This window comes from Kytococcus sp. HMSC28H12, from assembly GCF_001816045.1.
Lineage (GTDB): Bacteria > Actinomycetota > Actinomycetes > Actinomycetales > Dermatophilaceae > Kytococcus > Kytococcus schroeteri.
Map to the genome: position 1 here is coordinate 1 of NZ_KV824320.1, position 3,779 is coordinate 3,779.

General features: G+C 74.0%; 4 protein-coding genes and 1 pseudogene. 3 read left to right on the forward strand and 2 right to left on the reverse strand.

Features of this window, described 5'->3' with window-relative positions; all coding sequences use genetic code 11:
- The 3 genes from pheA to fmdA all read left to right on the forward strand — a co-directional run.
- On the forward strand, positions 1 to 943 hold a 943-nt coding region (gene pheA, locus HMPREF3099_RS02575), incomplete at its 5' end, for a prephenate dehydratase (protein WP_070703673.1).
- A 233-nt stretch (positions 944 to 1,176) separates the two neighbouring features.
- Positions 1,177 to 1,464 carry an FmdB family zinc ribbon protein gene (locus tag HMPREF3099_RS02580; protein ID WP_070703675.1) on the forward strand — a complete coding sequence of 96 codons (288 nt, stop codon included), beginning with the start codon at positions 1,177 to 1,179 and terminating at the stop codon, positions 1,462 to 1,464.
- Between the two features lie 56 nt (positions 1,465 to 1,520).
- The gene (gene fmdA, locus HMPREF3099_RS02585) at positions 1,521 to 2,774 is read left to right on the forward strand and encodes a formamidase (protein ID WP_070703677.1); all 1,254 of its coding nucleotides are present in this window, start codon (positions 1,521 to 1,523) and stop codon (positions 2,772 to 2,774) included.
- Positions 2,775 to 2,897: 123 nt separating this feature from the next.
- Here fmdA and HMPREF3099_RS02590 read toward each other — a convergent pair.
- Positions 2,898 to 3,417: pseudogene (locus HMPREF3099_RS02590) on the reverse strand (gamma-glutamyl-phosphate reductase); the annotation flags it as partial.
- Between the two features lie 10 nt (positions 3,418 to 3,427).
- The gene (locus tag HMPREF3099_RS02595; protein WP_141495007.1) at positions 3,428 to 3,709 is read right to left on the reverse strand and encodes a hypothetical protein; all 282 of its coding nucleotides are present in this window, start codon (positions 3,707 to 3,709) and stop codon (positions 3,428 to 3,430) included.
- Positions 3,710 to 3,779: the final 70 nt, after the last annotated feature.

Here is a 3,779-nt window from a genome sequence, read left to right on the forward strand (position 1 = left end):
GGAGGCCCAGGTGCTGCGCCGCCTGGTGGAGCGCAATCCCGGCCCGCTGCCGGACGACGCGGTGCGCCGCGTGTTCCGCGAGGTGATGAGCGAGTGCCTGGCGCTGGAGCGGCCGCTGACCGTGGCCTACCTGGGGCCGGCGGGCACGTTCACCGAGCAGGCGGCGGTGCGGCACTTCGGCGGTGCGGCGCACACGGTGGCGGCGGCCAGCCTCGAGGAGGTGCTGCGCGAGGTGGAGGCACGGCAGGCCGACTACGCCGTGGTGCCGGTGGAGAACTCCACCGAGGGTGCCGTGGGGCGGGCGCTGGACCTGCTCTCGCGCAGCCCGCTGCAGGCCGTGGGGGAGGTGAGCCTGCGGATCGTGCACCACCTGATGGGCCGCGGCCCGGTGGAGGGGGTGCGCCGGGTGTACGCGCACGCCCAGGCGCTCGCGCAGTGCCAGGAGTACCTGACCCGCCACCTGCCCGGCGTGGAGCGGATGCCGGTGAGCAGCAACGCCGAGGCGGCGCGCCTGGTGGCCGAGCTGGCCGCGCAGGGCGTCACCGACGTGGCGGCGCTGGGGCCCGAGGGGGCGGCGGAGCTGTACGGGCTCGACGTGCTGCGCTCCGGGGTGGAGGACGACCCGGAGAACACGACGCGCTTCCTGGTGCTGGGGCACAGCTCGCCGCCGCCGAGCGGCCGGGACCGCACGAGCCTGGTGGTGGCCCCGCCGCGCACCGACCGGGACGGTGCCCTCATGGCGATGCTGGAGCCGCTGGCCCGGCACGGGGTGTCGATGACGCGGCTGGAGTCGCGCCCGATGCGGGGCGCCTTGTGGCAGTACGTGTTCTACCTGGAGGTGGACGGGCACTCGGATGAGGAGCCGGTGGCCGCGGCGCTCGCCGACCTGCGGGACGACGCGGTGTTCTTCCACCTGGTGGGCAGCTACCCCCGCGTGGACTGAGCCGCCGCGCGGGGGGGCTGGCCGGGTTGGCGGGGGTCCTGACCTGGGGCGGGGTCCTGACCCGGAACCGCGTCCCGGTGCTGCCACGCCGGGCCCGCACGCCCTCGCCCGGACCGACCTCGCCCCACCCCTTGCTGGGATGCGTCGGGGCGCATAGGTTCGGGGCACGGCCGTCCACCCGGCGGCCCCGGGTCCCGCCCGACCGAGCCACGCCCCATCGTCAGGAGGCCGAGGTGCCGTTGTACGCCGTCCGTTGCGAGGCCGCCCACGAGGGCGAGGTGCAGGTGCCGCTTGCCCGCGCCGACGAGCCCATCGCCTGCCCCACCTGCGGGGCCGCCGCGCGCCGGCTCATCTCCTCGCCCCGCATCGGCCGCGGCAACGACCCGCGGGCGCGCCTCATCGAGTCCACCGAGGCCACCGCGCACGCCCCCCAGGTGGTCGATGCCGTGCCCGGCGCGGGAAACCGCCGCGCCACCCCGGTGAGCCGCGACCCGCGGCACGCCAAGCTGCCTCGCCCCTGAGCACCCCCACGCCACCGCTCCGGGAGGTCCGGGGCGGCCCCCGGAAGGAGCACGTGATGCCGAAGAACATCTTCCCGCTGGACTCCGCCAAGTCCTTCACCGAGCAGGAGAAGCTGGGCCACAACCGGTGGCACCCCGAGATCCCGCCGGTGGCCACCGTCAAGCCGGGCGACACGTTCCGCGTGGACTGCCGCGAGTGGTTCGACGGGTTCATGAAGAACGACGACTCCGCCGAGGACATCCGCGACGCGCCGCTGGACAAGGTGCACACCCTCTCCGGCCCGTTCCGGGTGGAGGGCGCCAAGCCCGGTGACCTGCTGGTGGTCGACATCCTCGACGTGGGCCCGATCCCGCAGGAGGAGGGCCCGCTGGCCGGCCAGGGCTGGGGCTACACCGGCATCTTCGCCAAGAAGAACGGTGGCTCCTTCCTCACCGACGAGTTCCCGGACGCGTACAAGGCCGTGTGGGACTTCACCGGCCAGACCGCCACGTCCCGCCACGTGCCGGGCGTGAGCTTCACCGGCATCATCCACCCGGGTCTCATGGGCACCGCGCCCTCCGCGGAGCTGCTGGGGAAGTGGAACACCCGCGAGGCCGCGCTGATCGCCACCGACCCCGAGCGCGTGCCGCCGCTGGCCCTGCCGCCGCAGCCGAAGGACGCCATCCTCGGTGGTGTTCCGCAGGGAGACTACGACCGCGTGGCCGGCGAGGCCGCCCGCACCGCCCCGCCGCGTGAGAACGGCGGAAACCAGGACATCAAGAACCTGTCCAAGGGCACGCGCGTGTTCTACCCGGTGTTCGTGGACGGCGCGAACTTCTCCGTGGGCGACCTGCACTTCAGCCAGGGCGACGGCGAGATCACCTTCTGCGGCGGCATCGAGATGGGTGGCTTCATCGACTTCCACGTGGACGTCATCCCCGGCGGCATGGAGAAGTACGGGGTCACCGAGAACGCGATCTTCATGCCGGGCAACGTGGAGCCGCGCTACAGCCAGTGGCTCAGCTTCTCGGGCACCTCGGTGACGCTGGACGGCGAGCAGCGGTACCTCGACTCGCACCTGGCCTACCAGCGGGCCTGCCTGCACGCCATCGACTACCTGAGCACCTTCGGCTGGTCCAAGGAGCAGGCCTACCTGCTGCTGGGTGCCGCGCCGATCGAGGGCCGCTTCTCGGGCGTGGTGGACATCCCCAACGCGTGCGCCACGGTCTACCTGCCCACGGAGATCTTCGACATCGACATCCGGCCCGGCGCCGGGGACGTGCCGAAGATCGACCCGGGCATCGGCGCCCCGCGGGCCTCGCTGGCCTGAGGCCGGCACCGGCACCGGCACCGGCACCACGGGCCGGGTGCGTTCCCGAAGACCGCGAAGCGACGCGGCGGACGGGAACGCACCCGGCCCGATGGCGTGTGCGCCGACCCGGGGCGCGCCGGCTCAGCGCACCTGGCCGTCGCCCTCCACGACCCACTTGGTGGTGGTCAGCTCCGGCAGCGCCATCGGTCCGCGGGCGTGCAGCTTCTGCGTGGAGATGCCGATCTCCGCCCCGAACCCGAACTCGCCGCCGTCGGTGAACCGGGTGGAGGCGTTCACCAGCACGGCGGCCGCGTCCACCTCGGCGGTGAAGCGCCGTGCCGCGGCCCGGTCGCCGGTGACGATGGCCTCGGTGTGGCCGCTGGAGTGCTCCTGCACGTGGGCGATCGCCGCGTCGAGGGAGTCCACCACCCCGGGCGGAGAGGTCCAGCGAGAGGTACTCGGTGTCGTCGTCCTCGTCGGTGACCGGCACTCACGTGGCGCCGGCCGCCTCGGCGTAGCCGCGCACCGCCTCGTCGCCGTGCACGGTGACCCCGGCGTCGGCCAGGGCGGCCATGATGCCGGGCAGCGTGGCCGCCGCGGCGCCGCGGTGCACCAGCAGCGACAGGGCCAGCCGCCGCGATGACGTGCGGACAGGTCGGGCCGTGGGCAGGTCAGACGATGCCGCGCTCCGGGTCGTCGTCCTCGCGGCGCACCTCGTCGGGGTCCCGCAGGGCGAGTCCGGCGCCAAAGGCCATGGCCCCCAGGCCGACGCACACGAGGAAGGACCCCCATCCCTCCGGGCTGGTGGGGGACGGCCAGGTGTGCCCCAGCACCCAGAATGCGAGCAGGAACACCACCAGCCCCGCGATGCTGGCGCCAGCCACCCGCTTCTGGCGGCGCTGGGCGGGCGTCTGGCGAGGCGCATCGCCCTGGAACTCCGGCGGCTCGATCATCGGCCCAGAGTACGCAGCGGGGTCGGTCGGGCAGGCTGTGCCCACGGCCCCACGGCCCCACGGCCCCACG